At 63.5% G+C, this 19,973-nt stretch carries 16 protein-coding genes; 8 read left to right on the forward strand and 8 right to left on the reverse strand.

Annotated elements, in window-relative coordinates; genetic code table 11:
* Positions 1 to 282: 282 nt before the first annotated feature.
* The 5 genes from C4J93_RS12155 (at position 283) to C4J93_RS12175 (ending at position 6,739) form a co-directional block, all read left to right on the forward strand.
* Positions 283 to 2,787, forward strand: coding sequence for a TonB-dependent receptor (locus tag C4J93_RS12155; RefSeq protein WP_124429436.1), 2,505 nt, complete (start codon positions 283 to 285; stop codon positions 2,785 to 2,787).
* Between the two features lie 144 nt (positions 2,788 to 2,931).
* Positions 2,932 to 4,791 (forward strand): phytase, encoded by a 1,860-nt coding sequence (locus C4J93_RS12160; protein ID WP_124429437.1) that lies wholly within the window; start codon positions 2,932 to 2,934, stop codon positions 4,789 to 4,791.
* Positions 4,792 to 4,838: 47 nt separating this feature from the next.
* Positions 4,839 to 5,531, forward strand: a complete 693-nt coding sequence (tolQ, locus tag C4J93_RS12165; RefSeq protein WP_124429438.1) for a protein TolQ — start codon at positions 4,839 to 4,841, stop codon at positions 5,529 to 5,531.
* Positions 5,532 to 5,546: 15 nt separating this feature from the next.
* Complete coding sequence (tolR, locus tag C4J93_RS12170) at positions 5,547 to 5,993, forward strand: protein TolR (RefSeq protein ID WP_124429439.1); 447 nt, start codon at positions 5,547 to 5,549, stop codon at positions 5,991 to 5,993.
* Positions 5,990 to 6,739, forward strand: a complete 750-nt coding sequence (locus C4J93_RS12175; RefSeq protein WP_124429440.1) for an energy transducer TonB — start codon at positions 5,990 to 5,992, stop codon at positions 6,737 to 6,739. The genes tolR and C4J93_RS12175 overlap by 4 nt, the downstream gene beginning before the upstream one ends.
* Positions 6,740 to 6,859: 120 nt before the next feature.
* On the opposite strand, the gene C4J93_RS12180 is transcribed toward C4J93_RS12175, so the two are convergent.
* The 6 genes from C4J93_RS12180 to C4J93_RS12205 form a co-directional block, all read right to left on the reverse strand.
* Positions 6,860 to 7,804, reverse strand: coding sequence for a D-isomer specific 2-hydroxyacid dehydrogenase family protein (locus C4J93_RS12180; protein ID WP_124429441.1), 945 nt, complete (start codon positions 7,802 to 7,804; stop codon positions 6,860 to 6,862).
* On the reverse strand, positions 7,801 to 8,970 hold the full coding sequence (locus C4J93_RS12185) for an acyl-CoA dehydrogenase family protein (RefSeq protein ID WP_124429442.1): 1,170 nt from the start codon (positions 8,968 to 8,970) through the stop codon (positions 7,801 to 7,803). The genes C4J93_RS12180 and C4J93_RS12185 overlap by 4 nt, the downstream gene beginning before the upstream one ends.
* Before the next feature lie 121 nt (positions 8,971 to 9,091).
* A complete protein-coding gene (locus tag C4J93_RS12190) occupies positions 9,092 to 10,432 on the reverse strand; it encodes an LLM class flavin-dependent oxidoreductase (protein ID WP_124429443.1) in 1,341 nt (446 codons plus the stop codon).
* A 10-nt stretch (positions 10,433 to 10,442) separates the two neighbouring features.
* Positions 10,443 to 11,417: an ABC transporter substrate-binding protein gene (locus C4J93_RS12195; RefSeq protein WP_124429444.1), complete on the reverse strand. Its 975-nt coding sequence runs from the start codon at positions 11,415 to 11,417 to the stop codon at positions 10,443 to 10,445.
* An 83-nt stretch (positions 11,418 to 11,500) separates the two neighbouring features.
* Positions 11,501 to 13,084 (reverse strand): rhodanese homology domain-containing protein, encoded by a 1,584-nt coding sequence (locus C4J93_RS12200; protein ID WP_124429445.1) that lies wholly within the window; start codon positions 13,082 to 13,084, stop codon positions 11,501 to 11,503.
* Complete coding sequence (locus tag C4J93_RS12205) at positions 13,081 to 13,692, reverse strand: cysteine dioxygenase (protein ID WP_124429446.1); 612 nt, start codon at positions 13,690 to 13,692, stop codon at positions 13,081 to 13,083. Before C4J93_RS12205 ends, C4J93_RS12200 begins: the two co-directional genes overlap by 4 nt.
* A gap of 213 nt (positions 13,693 to 13,905) precedes the next feature.
* Between C4J93_RS12205 and C4J93_RS12210 the strand changes: the two genes are divergently transcribed.
* Together C4J93_RS12210 and C4J93_RS12215 are read left to right on the forward strand one after the other, a co-directional pair.
* Positions 13,906 to 14,811, forward strand: a complete 906-nt coding sequence (locus tag C4J93_RS12210; RefSeq protein WP_124362582.1) for a LysR family transcriptional regulator — start codon at positions 13,906 to 13,908, stop codon at positions 14,809 to 14,811.
* Positions 14,812 to 15,040: 229 nt separating this feature from the next.
* On the forward strand, positions 15,041 to 15,835 hold the full coding sequence (locus tag C4J93_RS12215; RefSeq protein WP_124407025.1) for a class II aldolase/adducin family protein: 795 nt from the start codon (positions 15,041 to 15,043) through the stop codon (positions 15,833 to 15,835).
* A 57-nt stretch (positions 15,836 to 15,892) separates the two neighbouring features.
* Here the strand turns inward: C4J93_RS12215 and tkt are convergent, their stop codons facing one another.
* Positions 15,893 to 17,950: a transketolase gene (tkt, locus tag C4J93_RS12220; protein WP_124429447.1), complete on the reverse strand. Its 2,058-nt coding sequence runs from the start codon at positions 17,948 to 17,950 to the stop codon at positions 15,893 to 15,895.
* Positions 17,951 to 18,123: 173 nt separating this feature from the next.
* Here tkt and C4J93_RS12225 point away from each other — a divergent pair, with 173 nt between their 5' ends.
* The gene (locus tag C4J93_RS12225) at positions 18,124 to 18,348 is read left to right on the forward strand and encodes a DUF465 domain-containing protein (RefSeq protein WP_124370504.1); all 225 of its coding nucleotides are present in this window, start codon (positions 18,124 to 18,126) and stop codon (positions 18,346 to 18,348) included.
* 75 nt (positions 18,349 to 18,423) lie between these two features.
* Here C4J93_RS12225 and C4J93_RS12230 read toward each other — a convergent pair whose 3' ends face one another.
* A complete protein-coding gene (locus C4J93_RS12230) occupies positions 18,424 to 19,800 on the reverse strand; it encodes a VOC family protein (protein ID WP_124429448.1) in 1,377 nt (458 codons plus the stop codon).
* Positions 19,801 to 19,973 lie beyond the last annotated feature (173 nt).

The following is a 19,973-nucleotide window of genomic DNA, read 5'->3' on the forward strand; positions in this document are numbered from 1 at the left end:
AGGGCGATGAAAAATCAAAATGTGGGAGGGGGCTTGCTCCCGATAGCGGTATATCAGCCAGCCTATTTGTCGCTGACCCACCGCTATCGGGGGCAAGCCCCCTCCCACAGGGGATCTTCACAGGTCATATCAGCTCATTTGCACCGGCAGTACCGCGCTGAAGCCCGGTTTACGGGCCTTCACGCCGAGTTCTGTCACAGAACCGTCATCCCGCACCCCTAGCTTGCCCTTCCAGTTGCCGGGCCCCTTGCCTGGCGCCAACGGATTCTTGGGGAGGGTTTCATGTACAAGCGCACCGGGCTCGTCAGCTTTACGCTTACCGCCTTGGCCCTGGCGATCACCTGCGAGCGGCTCAACGCTGCCGAGACCGAGCATGTCGAGGTGGTCGGCCAGGCCGCCGCCATCGGCAGCGCCCTCAAGGAACAGCGCAGCTCCGACAGCATCAAGAGCGTGGTGCATGCCGACGGTGTGGCGCAGTTGCCGGACGAGAACGTCGCCGAGGCGGTGCAGCGCCTGCCGGGGATCAGTGTGGAGCGCGACCAGGGCGAAGGCCGGTTCGTCAGCGTGCGCGGCCTGGGCCCGGACCTCAACAGCGTGACCATCAACGGCACCCTGGTGCCGTCGCCCGAGAGCGAGCGCCGCGCCGTGGCCCTCGACGTACTGCCCTCGGAACTGGTGCAGTCGCTGTCGGTGATCAAGACCCTCACGCCGGACATGGACGCCAACTCCCTCGGCGGCACCGTCGACGTGAAAAGCCTGTCGGCGTTCGACCACAAGGGCCTGTTCTATACCGGCAGTACCGAGGCCAGCTATGACAAGAACACCGCCCAGACCAGCCCGAAATTCTCCGGCGCCGCCAGCAACCGCTTCAGCCTCGGCGACGGTGTCGACAACTTCGGCGTGGCCGCGGCCCTCAGTTGGCAGCAGCGTGATTTCGGCTCGGACAACGTCGAGACCGGCGGCGCCTGGGATTTCAGCAACGGCGCCAGGCTCAACGAGTTCGAACAGCGCGACTACGACATCCGCCGCGAACGCGCCGGTGGCGGGCTGAACTTCGACTACAAACCCGATGACCTGAGCAGCTACTACCTGCGCACCCTCTACAGTCGCTACAAGGACACCGAAACCCGCAACGCCGCCAGCCTCGAATTCGCAGACCCCCAGGCGACGGGCGAACTGGGCGAGGCCGAGGGTAAGCGCAAGCTGAAGAACCGCGAAGAAACCCAGCAAATCCAGTCCTACGTGTTCGGCGGCGAGCGCATGCTTGGCCTCTGGACCTTGAGCGGCCAGGCCGGCTACAGCCGCTCCAGTGAAGACAGCCCGGCGCATATTGCCGGGGCCACGTTCGACGGCGGTGACTTTGCCGACAGCGGCTTCTACGACACGGCCAAGCCACGCCCGATCATCGGCAGCGGCTTCTACGACCCCGGCAATTTCACCCTCGACAAGGTCGACTGGGAAAAACAGCACACCCAGGACACCGAGAAAAACCTGCGCCTGGACCTGGCCCGCGACTATGACCTGAGTGGCTACGCCTCCCAGTTCAAGTTCGGCGGCAAAGTCAGCCGGCGCCACAAGGACAACGACCTGGAGGCCTGGGCCTACAAGGACCTGGATGAACAGGGCTTGACTGACGAACAGCTCAACCTCAGCCAATTCCAGAAGGGTAATGTCGACTACCGCCTTGGCCGTTTCGGGCCGGGCATCAGCGCGGGTAACATCCGCCAACTGATCGGCGGCCTCAACCGCGATGACTTCTACGACCCCACCGAATCCAGGGTCAACGACTTCACCATTCACGAAGACATCAACGCCGGCTACCTGATGAACACCGTCGATATCGACGACTGGCGCTTCATCGCCGGGATGCGCTACGAGGGCACCGAGTTCGAGGCCAAGGGCACCGGCGCCACGGACGGCCAGTTCAGCGCCACCGAGACCAAACGCCGCTATCACCACTGGCTGCCAGGCCTGCATGCGCGCTACCAGATCGACAAGAACACCCAGGTGCGCGCTGCCTGGACCAAATCCGTGGTGCGCCCGACCTTCGGCCAGTTGGCCCCAGGTTTCGTGATCGATGATGACGAAGCCACCTTCGGCAACCCGGACCTCAAGCCCCTGGAATCGAGCAACCTGGACCTGGGCATCGAACACTTCATGGGCCGCGCCGGTACCGTGTCGGCGTTCGTGTTCTACAAGGACATCCAGAACTTCGTCTACAACACCGACGTCGCCGGCACTGGTGCCTGGGCCAACTTTGCCGAGGCCCACACCTTCGCCAACGGCGACAGCGCCAAGCTGTATGGCCTGGAACTGGCCTACTCGCAAAAATTCGACTGGCTGCCCGCACCGTGGAACGGCCTGCTGATCGGCGCCAACAGCACCTTCAGCCGCTCCAGCGCGGATATCGAGGGCTTCGACAGCGCCAGTGGCGGTAACCGCAAGCGCAACATCAGCCTGCCCAACCAGTCGGACACCGTCGGCAACCTGATGCTGGGCTGGGAAGACGACAGGCTCAGCCTGCGCGTTTCGGCCAACTACAAGTCGGCCTACCTGTACGAGCTGGCGTCGATCAACGACAAAGCCCACGACCTGCATGTGGATGCGCAGACCTTCGTCGATTTCAGCGCGCGCTATTCGCTGAGCAAAAACCTGCAAGTCAGCTTCGAGGCGCAGAACCTCACGGATGAGTCGTACTTCGTCTACACCGGCCACCGCAGCTACAACGGCCAGTACGAAGAGTACGGGCCCACTTACAAGCTGGGCCTGACCTTCACTCATTTCTAACCCACACCTCGGTCGAAATGTGGGAGGGGGCTTGCTCCCGATAGCGGTGTGTCTGGCAGCACATGCATTGACTGAGCCACCGCCATCGGGAGCAAGCCCCCTCCCACATTGGATCTTCACCGTATTGAAAGGATTTGTTTGTCCATGAGAATTTGCAAGCTGTTGCTGTTGATGGCGCTGTCAGGCCAGGTGTTCGCAGTTGACCTGGCCCTGGCTCCCTGGGCGCCGGGGTTGAATGCCGAAGCCGTGGTCTTCCTGCCCAACGCCACTGAACGCCTCGCCGCCAGCACCCGCGATGGCCTGTTGCTGCTTGACGATAAAGGCGTCGAACTGGCCCGATTCAAGGGTAATTTCAGCAGCCTCGACACACGCACCGTTGGCACTCAAACGCTGGTCGCCAGCCTCGACAACGATCGCCAACAGGCCTTGCTGATCAGCCTGGACAGCGCCGGCAAAACCTGGGGCAACCCCCTGTACCTGCCGACCCGCGATTACCCGGTGAACGGCCTGTGCCTGTACCGCGATTCGGCGGCAAACCTGTTTGTGTTCCTGGTGGGCGAGGAGGGCAAGGGCGAGCAATGGCTGGTGGGCAACGGCGCGACGCTGCTGGTCCAGGCGCAGCGTGTACGCGGGCTGCCGCTGCCGCCATCGGCGCAGTTCTGCCAGGTGGATGATGCGGCCGCGCGCCTGGTGGTGAACGAGGCCAATATCGGCTGGTGGGCCTACCCGGCGCACCCGGAAGCCGCGGTGAAACGCACGCCCGTGGCGCTGTTCGATGACCCCAGGCGCGAAGCCGGCGCCATGGCGCTGGTGCCGGGTGGAATGGTGGCCCTGGACCCGAAAACCGCGCAATTGCATCTGTTCCAGCAAACCGGCGAACGTTGGGTCGAGCAGTCGAGCCTGAGCTTGCCGGGCCTCAAGGAGCCGGAGCAACTGGCGATCCACGGCCGGCAGTTGCTGGTACGCGATGACGACAGCGGCCAGCTGTATCAGGGCCGCCTCGACTGGCAGGCCACACCGGTGCCAGTTGCCCCGGTGCTGCCCCACGTCGCCGCAGTGCGCCAGACCGAACCGGTGAGCCGCCAGGGCGATGCAGCGGATGATCCGGCCATCTGGATCCACCCGCACACCCCCGCGAAAAGTCGCGTGCTGGGCACCAACAAAAAACAGGGCCTGCTGGCCTACGACCTCAACGGCAAGCTGTTGCAGGAACTGGCCGTGGGCCGCCTGAACAACGTCGACGTACGCCCCAACTTCAAGCTTGGCGCGCAGACCGTCGACCTCGCCGTCGCCAGCAATCGCGATCACAACAGCCTGAGCCTGTTCAGCATCGACCGTCAGAGCGGCGAGCTGCAGGCAGTCGGCGAAGTGCCGACGCCGCTCAAGGAAATCTACGGCATCTGCCTGTTCCAGCCAGCCAGCGGCGAGCTCTATGCGATCGCCAATGGCAAGGACGGCACCTTCCTGCAATACCGCCTGAGTGCGCCGGCCGGGCGCGTGCAGGGCGAGCTGGTGCGCCAGTTCAAGGTCGACAGCCAGCCGGAAGGCTGCGTGGCCGACGATCAACGCCAGCGCTTGTTTCTCGGGGAAGAAGACGTCGGCGTGTGGGCGGTGGATGCGCGTGCCGACCAGCCCGCGACGCTGACCAGCGTGATCAAGGTGGGCGCGCAGCTGCACGCGGACGTCGAGGGCCTGGCGTTGTACCAGAGCCCCGCGCGGGATTACCTGGTGGTCTCCAGCCAGGGCAATGACAGCTACCTGGTGCTCGACGCCGAACCGCCGTTCGCCGTGCGAGGGGCGTTTCGCGTCGGTTTGAACGCCGCCGCCGGCATCGATGGCGCCTCGGAAACCGATGGCCTCGAGGCTACCGCCGTCAACCTGGGTGGGCCGTGGAGCCAAGGCATACTGGTGGTGCAGGACGGGCGCAAGCGCATGCCCGAGCAAGCCCAGAACTTCAAGTTCGTGCCCTGGGCCGAGGTGACCCGCGCCTTGCAATTGCCCTGAGCTGTCATCACCCAGTCATGCATTTTTAATCGAATAGGAGCTTCACCATGCACGCGACGATGGAACATATGACGATCTGGAGCTTGATCAGCGACGCCAGCCTATTGGTCAAGGCGGTGATGATCACCTTGCTGTTGGCATCGGTGATCAGTTGGTACCTGATCATCCGGCGCGGCACTGTGCTGCGGCGCATGGAGCGGCAGTTGCACGCCTTCGTGGTGCGCTTTCGCGCCGCATCGGATCTGCAACCGCTGTATCGCGACGCCGTGCAGGCGGGCGAGGGCGGTGTGACGCCGATTTTTATCGCCGGCCTGCAGGAATACCAGCACCTGCACAATCACGATCCCGCAGTGCTCGAAGGCGTGGAGCGCGCCTTGCAGGTGGCGATCACCGAGCAGGAGCTGGAGCTGGAAAAGGGCCTGCAATTTCTCGCGACAGTGGGCTCGGTCAGCCCCTACATCGGCCTGTTCGGCACGGTGTGGGGCATCATGAATTCCTTCCTCGGCTTGTCCCAGGTGCAACAGGCCACGCTGTCGACGGTGGCGCCGGGCATCGCCGAAGCCTTGATTGCCACGGCCATCGGCCTGTTCGCGGCGATCCCGGCGGTGATCGCCTATAACCGCTTTGCCGCGCGCAGCCAGAACCTGCTCACCCGTTACTACGCCTTCGGCAACGAACTGCAAGTGCGCCTGCACCGTGCCCTGCGCGGTACCCCGATCAACCTGGCCGTGGCCGCCTGAACAAGGAGCGAACCGATGTTGACCAGGCCGCAACGCAAGCACGGGCCCAAGGCCGAGATGAACGTGGTGCCTTACATCGACGTGATGCTGGTGCTGCTGGTGATCTTCATGGTCACCGCGCCCATGCTGACCCAGGGTGTGAAGATCGAGTTGCCCAAGGTCGCCGCCGAGGCGCTGGCCACCGACACCCGCCAGCAGATCCTCACGCTGTCGGTGCAGGCGAACGGCGGTTACTACTGGAACCTGGGCGGCGAGCTGGATACCCGGCACCAGACCGACAGCGCCGTGAGCCTGGAGGAAATGGGCGCCAAGGTCATGCAGGTGGTGGCGGCGCGCAGCGACACCCAGGTGTATATCCGCGCGGACGACAACGCCGGGTACGGCCGCGTGGTGGCGGCCATGGCGGTGTTGCAGAAGGGCGGTGTCAGCAACCTGGGGCTGGTGACCGAGGCCCCGCAATGACGGCGATGATCATGCACAGCCCGACACAGGCGCGGGCGCCACACAGCGACGGGATGTGGCGCATCAGCCTGGCAGCAAGCCTCGCCGTGGCGTTGCATGTGGCGGTAGTGGCGGCATTGATGCTGGGCTGGTCGCCGCAGACACCGCAGGTGGACGCGCCTCGGGTGATGCATACGCAACTGGTGATGATGCCGGCGCCGGCGCCTGAGCCTGTAGCGCCCGCATTGCCTGAGCCGGTTGCGGTCCCGGTACCGGTAGCGGCCAAACCGAAGGTTGACCCGCAGATCCAGGCGCAGAAAATCGAGAAGGCCGCTCTGGCGCGCAAACGGGTCGAAGCGCAGAGAATCGAGCAGCAACAGCAGCGCCTGGCCACCGAGCAACGCAATCGGGAGCTGGAACAGCAACGCCTGAACCAGGAGCGTGTGGCTTCCGAGAAAGCCCAAGTTGCTGTACCGGTAACCACTCCCGCGTTCGACAGCCGCCAGTACCAGCCCTTGAGCAAGGCCGCCCCGGACTACCCGGAGCGCGCACTGGATAAAAATATCGAAGGCGACTGTTCGGTGGAGTACACCGTCAATACCCAGGGCCGCGTGGAAAATCCCAAGGTGCTGGACGGCTGTCATCCGTTGTTTATCCGGCCTTCGCTGGCGGCGGCGAATACCTTTCGCTATCAGCCCAGGGTCGTCGACGGCCAGCCAGTCGCCGTGCCGGCGGTGCGCAACACTTTTCACTACCGCATCAAATAATGGCGAACACCGAACCAATGTGGGAGGGGGCTTGCTCCCGATTGCTGAGTGTCAGCCACTGCATCTTTTGACTGACCCACCGCTATCGGGAGCAAGCCCCCTCCCACAGTTGGTTTTGCATCAGGCGTTCGCTACGTTGGCTAACTCAAGGCCGTCCACGTAGCGCTCCAGATTGGCCAGAAACGTATCGGCAATCTCATTGCGGCTATTGGTCGAAATCGCCGACGTATGCGGCGACAACCGCACCCTCGGATGGCTGTACAACGGATGCCCATCCGGCAACGGCTCCGGCTCGGTCACGTCCAGTGACGCCAGGCCGATCTGGCCATTGTCCAGTGCCTCTAGCAATGCTTCCTGATCCAGCAACCCACCGCGCGCGATATTGATCAGGTGCAGCCCCGGTTTGGCGCTGCCCAGCACGTCACGGTTGATGATGTGCCGCGTGGCCTCGGTCAGCGGTGCTGCCACCACCAGGTGGTCGGCACGGGCGAACAGGTCGTGGATGTCCTTGGCGGCTTCTACACCCACGCCAAACGGTGCCAGGCTCTGCCGCAATGCGACGACATGGATGCCCAGGGCCAGGGCTTTCTGCGCCAGGCTTTGACCAATCGCGCCGAAGCCGAGGATGCCCAGGGTGGTGCCCTTGAGTGGGCGCAGGGCGGTGAATTGCCACTGCGCGTCTTTCACCCAAATGTCCGGCAAATGCTTGGACGCGGCAAAGATCGCCGCCAGGGCGAACTCGGCGAGGTTGTCGGCGGCGCTGCCCCGTGAGGTGGTGACAGGAGGGCCGTTGAACAGCCAATGCGGGTAGAAGTCGATGCCCGATGACACCAGGTGCACCCATTGTGCGCCGTAGGGCCAGCCCGGTGGTGGCGTATCCGGTGCGGTGTAGCCGCGCACATTGATAGGGCGCAGCAGCAGGATATTCGCCTGGGGCGGCAGGTCGCTCGGCACGCCGGCGGGCACGCCGATCACCTGGGCGTGGGGGTGCCGCGTGGCCAGACGTGCGCGGATTACGTCGTTGTAGTCCTCGTCCAACTGGCTGGCAATAATCAGCTGACTCATGTGCGTTCCTTCTGGCGTTGGGCGAACACCGCTTTACCGACGCCTTGCAGCACGGCGTCGTTCTGCGGGGTGTGGACGCGACTGCACAGCACATCGCGGTAGTGCCGTTGCAGTGGGCTGTGCCGTGACAGGCCGGGGTTGCCCGAGGCTTCGATGGCCAACTCGACCGCACGAATGGCGTTGCCGGTCACCAGGTACTTCAATTGCGCCGCGTTGGTGGCCGGCGTGTGGCCGTCGGCGGCGGCATCGAGCAGGCTGCGGTTGGCAAACAACAGGGTGTCGATATGGCCGACGGTCTCCTGGAAACGCGGCAAGGTGGACAGCGCCGCGCCGAGATTCGACGGCTGGCGTTCTTCGAGCCAGTTCACCAGCCAGTCCCGCGCGGCCTGGGCCACGGCGTCGTACACCGAGGACAGCAGCACCGACATCCACAGCAGGCCCTCGCCATCCAGCTCCGGCTGCGGCGCGCTGCGCGGGCTGACGCTGACGGCGTGGTCCAGCGGCACCAGCACGTTGTCGAGCACCACTTCATGGCTGCAGGTGGCGCGCATGCCCAGGTGATCCCAGGTGTCGATGATGCTCACACCGGGGCTGTCCTTGGGCACCAGCCAGGCGCCCACCAGCGGATCGGCGTCGTCGCTGCGCGCCCACACGCTGAACCAGCTCAGGCCATGGCTGCCGGTGGAGTAGATTTTGCGCCCGCTGATACGCCAGCCCTCGGCGCTGCGTACGGCGGTGGTCGCCGGCAAGCCGCCACGGGCCGGTGTGCCCAGGTCGGGCTCGACGCGCAGGGCATTGATCAGCGCGCCATGGCGCACCGCGTCTTCGCCGACGCGCACACGCAAGTGCCGGGGCCAGGTCTTGCTGTCCTGCAAGCGGCTGTGCTGCAGGTATTGCATCACCAGGATCAGCGCGGTGGAGGGCTCGCCCTTGGCAATCGCGCTGATGGCCTTGCGCGCCAGGGGCAGGCTGGCACCGCCGCCGCCGAGGGCGCTGGGCACGGTGAGGGCGATCAGACCGTGCTCATGCAGCCGCTTGAAATTATCGTGGGGGAAGGCGCCGCTTTCATCGTACAGGTGGGCGGTACTGGCCAGCTCGGCGCTGAGGCGTTCGAGCGTCGTGTCGAAATCGACCGCTTCCACAGCACGTAGGGACAATTGAGTCATGAGGATGTACTCGGTCAAAAATGTGGGAGGGGGCTTGCCCCCGATGGCGGCGTGTCAGGCGGCAGATTTATTGGCTGAACCACCGCTATCGGGGGCAAGCCCCCTCCCACAGGGGATGGTGTCAGGCCAGGGCTGTCTCAGGGGTTTCAACCACGCTATAGCGGTTGGCCGGCACCTCCAGTCCTAGGTTGTCGCGCAACGTCTGACCGCTGTACTCGGTACGAAACAACCCACGCTGCTGCAGCACCGGCACCACCAGCTCAGTGAAGTACTGCAAGCCATCGGGCAGCACCGAGTTGATGATGAAGCCATCGCTGGCTCCCTCTTCGAACCAGCGCTGGATCGCATCGGCGACCTGCTCCGGTGTGCCGACGAAGTCGCGCTTGGGCCGTGAGAAGCGCAGCGCCACTTCGCGCAGGGTCAGGCCTTCGTCCCTGGCCAATTGCTTGATGCGTTCGGAGCCGCCTTTCTGGCTGTTGGCGCCCAGGTCGCCGAGTTCCGGGAACGGAGCGTCAAGCGGGTATTGGCTGAAGTCATGGTCGTTGAACGGACGGCCGAGGGCGACGATGGCATCTTCGACGGTGACCAGTTCCACCGCCTGCTGATAACGGCTTTCCACTTCGGCGGCATCGCGCCCGACAATCGGGCGGATACCCGGCAGGATCGACAGGCTGTCGGGGTCACGCCCGAAGCCCTTGGCCCGGCGTTTCAAGTCGGCGGTATAGGCTTTGCCCTCGTCGACAGTCTCCACATGCACAAAGATCGCATCAGCATTCTGCGCGGCGAAGTTGCGCCCGTCTTCCGAGGTGCCGGCCTGGAAAATCACCGGCTGGCCTTGGCGCGAACGCGCGATATTCAGCGGGCCCTTGACCGAGAAAAATTCGCCCTGGTGGTTAAGCGCATGCAACTTGTGCGGGGTGAAGAATTCGCCGCTGTGCTTGTTATAGGCAAAGGCGTCGTCTTCCCAGGAGTCCCACAGGCCCTTGACCACATTCAGGTGTTCCTTGGCGATGCGGTAGCGCACGGCGTGAGGCGGGTGTTCGGCTTTGCCGAAGTTATCGGCGGTGCCGCTCAGCCACGAAGTGACCACGTTCCAACCGGCGCGGCCACCGCTGAAATGGTCCAGCGAGGCAAACTGGCGCGCCACCTGGTAGGGCTCGGTGTAGCTGACGGTCACGGTGGCGACCAGGCCGATGTGCGTGGTCAGCGCGGCCAGGGCCGACAGGATGGTCAGCGGTTCAAACCGGTTGAGGTAGTGCGGGCTAGACTTGGCGTGGATATGCAGGCTGTCGGCGATGAACACGAAGTCGAACCGGGCGGCTTCGGCCAGTTCGGTCTGCTGTCTGTAAAAGCCGAAATTCGTGCTGGCGTTGGGTTGCGCCTGCGGGTGGCGCCATTCGCCCCAACCGTGGCCGACACCGTGGACCATGGCCCCGAGTTTCAATTGACGTGGCTTGCTCATGTTCTGCTCCTTAGCGCGATGCTTGGGAATTGGGGGCACGCAGGGTGTTGAAGCTTTTGTCGAAGCCTTGGGACACGTCGATGCGCCGGCTCAACAGGCCTTCCTTCTGGTAGGTGTCGGCGGTGGTTTGCAGGCCGCTGATCACCGCGTCGTCAATCTGCACCGGGGACAGGTGGGTGTCCTTGGCCACTTCAATGTGCACCGCCAACGGCAGGCCGGTGATTTTGGCCTGGGCGGCGGCGTATTCGTCGGGGTGGTTGTTGGCCCAGGCGTAGGCCCGGTCGACACGGGCGACAAAGTCGTCCAGTTGCACGCGTTTGTCGGCAATGGCCTGGCTGGTGGCGGCGAAGTACAGGTGGTTGCTCAGCAGGTTCCTGCCGCTGACCAGCACACGGGCGTTGCTTTGTGAGGTGACCACGGTGGTGTACGGGTCCCAGGTCGCCCAGGCATCGGCGGTGCCGTTATCCAGCACCAAGCGGGACTCGGCGGGCAGCAGGAAAATGAACTGCACATCCTTTGAGGTCAGGCCGGCGCTGGCCAGGGCCTTGATCGCCAGGTAATGGCCGATGGAGCCGCGCCCGGTGACGATTTTCTTGCCCTTGAGGTCGGCTGCGGTCTTGATCGGCGAATCCTGGGGCACCAGCAACGCGGTGGTGTTACGCCCTTCGGCGTGGATGATGCTGATCACTTTGAGCGACGCACCGGCGCCCAGGGCGAACACATAGGGCGCATCGCCCAGGGCGCCGACATCCACCGCGCCGGCATTCAGCGCTTCGCCCAGGGGCGAGGCCGAGGGGAATTCCGACCACTTGATCTCGTAGGGTACGTTTTTAGTTTCGCCGGAGGCTTCCAGCAGCGCCTTGATCGTTGACTTCTGGTTGGCCACCCGCAGGGGTTGCAGGTCGGCGGCGTGGGCATTGGCAAGCAGGCCGAGCGCCAGGGCGCTGCCCAGCAGCAGGCGTGAGAGGGGGGTATTGAACAGCATGGGACAGACTCCAGGCGTTGGGTAAAGGAAGGTACCTCCGCCTGGAGAAGGGGTCGGATATCCGGGAACGGTGCTGCGGTGGATCAGATCACGTAGAAACCGTGGGTGCCGTCGCGGGCCAGTTGCTCGACCAGGCCGAACTCCCAATCCAGGTAGGCCTGCATGGCTTCCCGTGGGTTATCGGTGCCTTCATAGGGGCGGCGGTAGCGGTCGATACGCGGTGACGCCAGGTGCGTGTCGCCTTCTTCGAGCGGCAGTTGCGCAGCGATCCAGGCGGCGGTGCCGCCCTCCAGCAGGAACACTTGTTTGCCGGTCAGGGTTTCGACTTCGGGCACCGCCAGGCGCGCCAATTGGCTGCTGCCGCAGGTCAATACGTAGCGCTGCGCGCGGGGCACCTTTGCCAGCGCCTGGGGCAGTTGCGCACGCAACGTCCACCAGGCACCGGGGATATGGCGCTTCACGTAATTGGCGCTGGCGGTGAAGTCCAGCACCACCGTGTCGCCATGTTCGAGCCAGTCGGCGAGGGTGTGCGCGCTGATCAGTTCGGCCTGGGGTGGCGCGGGCACCGGCGCGACCCAGGCGCCGTGTTCGCTGAAATGCGCGGCGTGTACCTCGTCGAGCACATAGACGTCCCAACCCAGTTGGGCGAGCCAGGAGGCCGACATATTTGCACGCACGCCGTCATCGTCCACCAGCACCAGGCGCGCACCACGCACGCTGGCGACATGGTCGGTTTCCTGCACCAGTTGCCCGCCCGGTGTGGAGCGGGCGCCGGGCAGGTGGCCGGCCTCGAATTCTTCCGGGGTGCGGACATCGAACAGGTAGGTGGTGCGTGTCGCGTCCTGCTGCCAGCGTTGCAGATCATCGAGGGTGGCACGGCCGACGCGGGCCTTGTCGGCCACGCCGCGGGCCTTTTGGGCAGCGATCAGGCGATGTTCCTCTGACGTCGGCGCGAAGCGGCGTGCTTGACCATGGGCGAGTGTCTGCCCGGCCAGGGTCCAGCCGATGGTGCCGTTGCGCAGCGCCGACACCGGGTTGGCCACGCCAGCATTGATCAATGACTGGGTGCCGATGATGCTGCGGGTACGCCCGGCGCAGTTGACGATAATGCGCGTGGCCGGATCCGGGGCCAGTTCACGGGCGCGCAGCACCAGTTCGGCACCGGGCACGCTGATGCCGGTGGGGATGCTCATGGTCTGGTATTCATCGAAACGCCGGGCGTCGAGTACCACCACATCGGCCTGGCTCTCGAGCAGCGCCTGGACTTCCTCGGCCGCCAGGGACGGCGTGTGGCGCTGGCTTTCCACCAGTTCGCCAAAGGCCTTGCTCGGTACGTTGACGTCGATAAACAGCTCGCCACCGGCCTGGCGCCAACCCTCAAGCCCACCTTCCAGCAGGCTGACCTGGGTGTAACCCAGCGCAACCAGGCGTTCGGCGGCGCGCTCGGCCAGGCCTTCACCGTTGTCATACAGCGTGACCTGGGTATCGCGGCGTGGAATGCGCGCATACACCTCCAGTTCCAGCTTGGACAGGGCAATGTTTGCGGCAAACAGCGGGTGGCCTTCGGCGAACGGCGCTTCCTCGCGCACGTCTACCAGGGCGACTTCCTCATGGTCCAACAGGGCCTGGCGAATCTGGGCGTAGCTGCGGGTCGATACGGTGCTCATAGGGCAGGGCTCTTTTCTTTGGACAGGTCCCAGATATTCGGGAGGTAGGCGTTGGAATAACCGGAGATAAACAGCTTCTCGCTGCCGTCGGGTTGATACACCGCCCGACGCACCGCGCCGATGTTGGCGCCGTACACATGAATGCTGATGGACACCTGGTCGTCGTGGGCATTGCTGACTTGATGGATATCGCCGATCTTCGGCGACACCGCTTCGACCTGGCCCGGCAGCAGTTGCACCGGCGTGCCCTCGGCGACCAGCGCGCCATCGGGCGCCCGGGCAAAACCTTGGGAAAATTCCGCGCCGCGTAACATGCCGATCAGCCCCCACACCCGATGATCATGAATCGGCGTGCGTTGCCCCGGCCCCCACACAAAGCTGACGATGCTGAAACGCTGGCGCGAATCGGCATGCAGCAGAAATTGCTGGTAGCGCTCGGGGTCGGGTTGGGCGAATTCGTCCGGGAGCCAGTCATCATGGCTGACCAGTTGCGCCAGCAGCTTGCCGCCACGGTGCAGCAGGTCGCCCTCGCGCGGGTTGCCGTCGATCAGCTCAGCCAAGGCGCCGATGAAGGCGCGTAATCTCTCGGGGTGTCGGGCCTGGCTCATGAACATTCCATTCGCGGTAGTTGATGGGCTTATCTAAGCATAATGTTTGTTGTTAATATGCTATTTTTTAATGATTAGCTTATAGCTGTAAGTAATTTAGAATCGTCCTGTATAGCGTTAGACGTTATTGATCACAGCACGGGCTATTCAGACCGGGTGGCGCCAACTATGCTTGGCGCACATCTTAACGACTGTTCTCTATGTGCGGCCCAAATGAAAATTGACGATATCGATGCCTTTGTCGAAGTGATTCGTTGCCAGTCCATCAGCCATGCCGCCGAGTCGTTGCAGTTGACCCAGCCGGCCATCACCCGTCGCGTGCAGAATTTCGAGCAGGCGCTGGGGGTTGAGCTGTTCGACCGCAACACCAAACCACTCAAGCCAACGCGGATCGGCACCCGGGTGTATGAGCAATGCCGCTCGATCCTGCGCGAGATGGACGCGCTGCGCGAGCTGGTCGCCACTGACGCACCGCCCAGCGGCGTGCTGCGCCTGGGGGTGCCGCAGACCATCGGCGACGTGGTGCTGCTCGATGCGCTCAAGCACCTGCGCAGCGAGTACGCCGACCTGCGCGCCCAGGTGGCGACCGGCTGGGGCAGCCAGTTGGTCGGCAAGATCGAGCGCGGCGAGCTGGATGCGGCGGTGGCGTTATTCCCGGCGGGCAAGATTTTTCCGGACAACATCGTCGGGGAGTCCATCGGCAAAATGGACTTGGTGGTGGTGTGTGCCACGGCGCAACTGCCGAAAAAGCCGTGCAAGCTGGCCGACGTGTACCAGCACGGTTGGATCCTCAACCCGGACGGCTGCGGCTTCCGTGCCGGTCTACAACGTACCCTGTCGGACCAGGGCCTGGCCTTGCGGGTGAACCTGGAAACCTTCGGCACCGAGTTGCAATTGGGGCTGGTGGCGGATGGGCTGGGCCTTGGCCTGGTGCCGCGCCCGTTGCTTGCGCGCAGTGCCCATCGCGAGCAACTGGCGGTGATGCCGTTGAAGGACTTCAAGCCGGTGATGGATTTATGGCTGATCTATCCGCACTTTCTTGGCAACCTGCAAGGGCCGGTGGATGCGTTTGGCCAATGGGTGGCCGATTCCCTGCACAAGATCCGCAACGCTGCCTGAACCTCTGTGGGAGGGGGCTTGCTCCCGATGGCGGAGTTTCAGTCAAAGATGATTTGACTGACCCACCGCCATCGGGAGCAAGCCCCCTCCCACATTGGTTATGTGTTGTCGGCGTGGGATTTTATAAAAATTAATAATAATTAGCTTAGATTAAAATGTGCTTTTTATTATTTTTGCGCATCGCCTAGGCTGGCCGGGAAGTCCTTAAGGCCATCCAGGAAGTTTTGCCATGAGCAGCGTCACCTCGCTATCGAGCGTTTCCAGTACCGTCCGCCAACGCGTCACGCCAGAGGAATGGGAGGTGCGCGTCAAACTGGCCGCCGCCTATCGACTGGCGGCCTTGTACAACTGGACCGACCATATCTACACGCATTTCTCCGCCCGTGTGCCAGGCCCTGAGGAACATTTCCTGATCAACGCCTTCGGCCTGCTGTTCGATGAAATCAGCGCCTCCAACCTGGTCAAGGTCGACCTCGACGGCACCCTGGTCGATGACCCCACCGGCCTTGGCATCAACTACGCCGGCTACGTGATCCACAGCGCCATCCATGGCGCGCGCCACGACCTGCAGGCGGTGCTGCACACCCATACCCGCGACGGGATTGCGGTATCCGCGCAGAAGGACGGGCTGTTACCGATCTCCCAGCATTCCATCGCGTTTTCCGGACGCGTGGCCTATCACGGCTACGAAGGCGTGGCCCTGGACCTGGACGAACGCGAGCGGCTGGTGGCGGACCTGGGCGACAAGAGCGTGATGATCCTGCGCAACCATGGGCTGTTGACCGCAGGCATCAGCGTGGAGCATGCATTCCAGCAGCTGCAGGGATTGGAGCGCGCCTGCAACATCCAGATTGCGGCGCAGGCAGGCGGGAATGCGGAACTGGTATTTCCACCGGCTGAAGTGGTGGCCAGGGTCGAGCAGCAGGCCAAGGTCTTCAGCAGTGGGGAAGGCCCGGGGGTGGCGCGGCATTGGAATGCGTTGATCCGGCAGTTGGAGCGTAGGGATACCGACTACAAGAATTGAGTCATCGCCGGTCTGGATGCAGGAGGGGAGCAAGCCCCCCCTGCGCATTGAGAGGGGTTACTCAGCCCGGTTGTGCTGGATCTGCTGTTTAGCCAACTTCACCACATTTTCCTTAGTGAACCCGTACTTTTCCTGCAACTTTGCCAGCGGCGCCGACGCGCCAAAGCTGTTCATCACCACTTTGGCCCCGGTCTGCCCGACGTAGCGGTCCCAGCCCAACGGGCCGGCCTGTTCCACCACCACGCGCGCCTTCACCGCCGGCGGTAACACGCTGTCGCGGTAGGCCTGGTCCTGGTCTTCGAACAGTTCCCAACTGGGCATCGACACCACCTGCGCGGCAATGCCTTCGTCCGTGAGTTGTTCGTAGGCGGCGACCGCCAGGCTGACTTCACTGCCGGTGGCGATCAGGATCACTTCAGGCTTGTCTGCGCCGGCCAGCACGTAGGCGCCTTTGGCCGCACCGGAGGCGGCGGCATAGCGGCTGCGATCCAGGGTTGGCAGCGGTTGGCGCGACAACACCACGCAGCTTGGCCGATCGGTCTGCGCCAGCGCAACCTTCCACAATTCCAGGGTTTCATTCGCGTCCCCTGGGCGCAGGGTCAGCAGGCCTGGGGTGGCGCGCAGTTGGGTCAGGTGTTCGATGGGTTGGTGGGTGGGGCCGTCTTCGCCGACGCCGATCGAGTCATGGGTAAACACGAAGACCACCGGCAACTCCATGATCGCCGCCAGGCGGATCGGCGGTTTCATGTAGTCGCTGAACACCAGGAACGTCGAGGTGTACGGCCGCAGATAGGACAGCGCCATGCCGTTGGCAATTGCGCCCATGGCGTGCTCGCGAATGCCGAAGTGCAGGTTGCGCCCGCTGTAGTCATCGGCGCTGAAACGGCCGGCGCCGTCGAAGGTGAGGTTGGTCTTGGTCGAGGGCGATAGATCTGCCGAGCCGCCGAGCAGCCAGGGGATCTGTTGAGCGAAGGCGTTCAGCACCTCGCCGCCCGATGCCCGGCTGGCGACACCCTTGGCATCGGTCGCAAAGCGCGGCAGGTCGGCCTGCCAGTGCTCGGGCATTTCCCCGGCGCGCATGCGCTGCAGTTCATCGGCGCGTTGCGGGTCGAGGGATGACAAGGTCTGGTTCCACTCGGCATACAGCGGTTCGGCACGCTCATGCAGTGCGTCGCGCAACGTGGTGCGTGCCTCATCGGGCACCAGGAAACTGGAATCCTCTGGCCATCCATACGCGGCTTTGGTCAGGCGGATTTCATCCTCGCCCAACGGCTCGCCATGGGCCGCAGCGGTGTTGTGTTTGTGCGGCGAGCCGTAGCCGATCACGCTGTCGACCACGATCAGGGTCGGCGCGCCGGTATTGGCCTTGAAGGTTTCCAGCGCCACGCTCAAGGCTTGCAGGTCATTGGCATCGGTGACGTGCACGGTGTGCCAGCCATATGCCTGGAAACGCTTGATCACATCTTCACTGAAGGCCAGCTCGGTGTGGCCCTCGATGCTGATGGTGTTGTTGTCGTAGATCCAGCACAGGTTATCCAGCTGCAGATGCCCGGCCATCGACGCCGCTTCGCTGCTGATGCCTTCCATCATGTCGCCGTCACCGCACAGGGTGTAGACGTCGTAGTCGAACAGCACCTGGCCGTCGCGGTTGAACCGCTGGGCCAGCCACCGCTCGGCCATCGCCATGCCCACGCTGTTGGCACAGCCCTGGCCCAAGGGGCCGGTGGTGGTTTCCACCCCGGTGGTCATGCGGTATTCGGGGTGGCCCGGGGTTTTGGAGCCCATTTGCCGGAACTGCTTGATATCGTCCAGGCTGACCGCCGGTTGCCCGGAGCGCTTGCCGTGGGCATCGATTTCCACCACACCGGCCAGGTGCAGCAGCGAATACAACAGCATCGACGCATGCCCCACCGACAACACAAAGCGGTCACGGTTGGGCCAGTCGGGATGTTCCGGGTGGTAGCGCAGGAAGCGACTCCACAACGTGTAGCCCACCGGCGCCAGGCCCATGGGCGTGCCGGGGTGGCCCGAGTTGGCCTTCTGCACGGCATCCATGGCCAGGGTGCGGATGGTGTTGATGCATTGCGTGTCGGCAGCAGTGGCAGTGTGATTCATAAAACCGGTCTCCCTCGGGTGGCGATCTACAGTGGAGGGCAGGGCACGGCAAAGGTTTGATTGCATCGCCGGGGTTACGACGAACGGAGAGGGTTTGACCTTGAACATGACAAGACCCCTGGGAATGGGCTAGTTTCAAGGGTAGGCCATTGATCAACTTGTGGAGGTACGCCATGCCAGTGAAACACGACCTGTATCAGGACTTGGGGATGAGCAAGGAAGTTGTTCACGAACGCAGGGCGAGTGACAAGCGTCTGGACTCGTTGCTCACGCAATACGACGCTGCCGATGGGGAGGTGCTGAAGGCGGAGTCGGCAAGTGCCAACGATGAGGATGTGGAAAAACTGAAGAAGAAACGGCTGTTGATCAAAGATGAGATTGTCGCAAAGTTGAGTTGAGCAAACCCCCAACCCGTGGCGAGGGAGCAAGCTCCCTCACCACAACCCGTGCCCCATTCGAATGTGCATATTTTTTTATACCAGCAGCGTGCTCATGCATTGATCCACGGAACGCTGCTGCGTCTCGCCATACAGCTGCAACTCGTCAATCGTGCTGCGGCCCAGCGCCAGCTCGAACTCATCCTTGTTTGAATTCGCCGCGTAGTGACTCTGCGCCGCATCGCCCAGGTTCGACTGAAAAATCCCCGCCGCGCTCACCGGCAGGAAATCCTCGTACACCAGTGGTTCCACCTCCACATGCCCCGCGCTGATCAGTCCCTCCAGTGTGCGCGGTTGGTCGGACTTGCCGCGGGCCGCCAGGCCTGTTTCGCTGGGGAAGTAGCGGAAATACGCCAAGCCTTGCTCACGCATTTGCGCGTGGTCATCCGGGAAGGCCTGGAAGTGTTGCTCCATCAATTGTTCATAACGCGTGGCATTGGACTCGTTGGGGAAGGCACCGAGTTCATCGCGAGCGGCATTCAGCAGTTGGTCGTACAGGGCGCGCCCCTTGGGGGTGAGCGCGACGCCGCGTTGTTCGATTTCGCCGAAGCGTGCGCTGTGGCTGCCCTGGGCATCGGTAAAGCCAATGGTCTCGTCGAGGGCCTTGAAGCTGGTCTGGCGCAGCAGGATCGGGCACTTGCGCCGAGGTGGGCCTTCGATCACGGCTTTGGGGGTGATGCCGTGGCCGGGCATGGCCGCCTGCACCTGGTCGATGTCCAGGGTGCGCGGGGTGAGGTGATTGATGTGCGGGCCTCTGAAGGCCACTACGTCGGCGATCAGGCGATGCTGGTCGCTGAGCTGCCGATACTGCGCGGCCGTGACGGTGGCGGTGGGGTGCCAGCGAAACGTCTCCAGCGCCTGGCGTATGAATTCCTCGGCGTCAGAGGCTCCGAGGCCGCCGTCTGTTTCGGCCTGTTCGATCAGCGCCAGGGCGCCGGGGGTGAAGATCGAGCGCTTGGCCAGGGCGGTTTCGGCAAAGCTGCGCAGCGCCGGGCTTTCGATCAGTTCCAGGCGCAGCAGCGAGGTGAACACGCGAAACGGGCTGGTTTGCAGCGACTGTTCGTGGACGGCGCGAAAGGCCGTGGAATGGACCGGCACGCCAGCCGGTGTCAGGTCGTAATAGCCCACCGGTTGCATGCCCATGACCGCGAACAGACGGCTGATGGTCGCCAGCTCCGCAGCGGTACCCAGGCGGATCGCACCGTGGCGCTCCATGTCCAGGCGCTCGATCTCGCCGGTACGTTGCAGGTGCTCGGCCAGCTCCGGGTTGCTCTCCAGCACCTGTGCATTGGTCTGCGCCATCAGACTCATCAGCGCGCCGTACAACGGCACTTCATCCCTGTACATATCGGACATCGCCCGGGAAAAGCCCTTACGGATCTCGTCGGGGCTGATATGTGCGGTACCTGGCATAGAAAAATTCCTGAAGGCTGAGGCGAGGTGTGTGGCTTTCCCTGGATTTTGTTGGGCCCAAGAGGCGTGTGCAAACGAAGTTTCCTCTGGACTTCATTCTGCAAATGAATGAGGTGACACCCCTATGCAGTCTTCATGTGCATCCGGGCGGCATTGGGTTCTACACTGCTGCT

It is taken from the genome of Pseudomonas sp. R2-37-08W (assembly GCF_003851705.1).
GTDB lineage: Bacteria > Pseudomonadota > Gammaproteobacteria > Pseudomonadales > Pseudomonadaceae > Aquipseudomonas.